We start from the raw sequence: 398 nt of genomic DNA, 5'->3' as shown, positions 1-398 counted from the left end.
GCGACCTGCACGCCGCCGAGGAACAACTCGCCCGGCACCCCGACCGGCACCGGCTCGCCGCGGCTGTCGAGCAGATACACCGGGGTGTTGGCGATCGGACGGCCGATAGTCGGACCGCCGACCGCATCGCGGATGCTGCCGATGGTGGCGTCGACCGTGCATTCGGTCGGGCCGTACATATTGTGGAAATGGATATTCGGCGAAGCCTTGAGCTTGTCCCACATCGCTTGGCCGATCGGCTCGCCGCCGAGCAGCACGCTAGTCGGCTGGTGCCCGGGCTTGCCGATCAAGCCGGCCGCCAACAACACCTCCAGTTGCGACGGGGTGCTGTCGAAAGCGTCGATGCGGTAGCGGTCGATGAAGTCCAGCATCGCCGGGCCGTTGGCGCGGATCGCCTG

At 67.3% G+C, this 398-nt stretch carries 1 protein-coding gene; it reads right to left on the bottom strand.

Annotated elements, in window-relative coordinates:
• On the bottom strand, positions 1-398 hold a 398-nt coding region (locus AC6CH2_RS22520; RefSeq protein WP_498271164.1), incomplete at both ends, for an AMP-binding protein.

The organism is Lysobacter sp. GQ73, from assembly GCF_059758755.1.
This window is presented reverse-complemented; position numbering and strand designations above follow the sequence as displayed.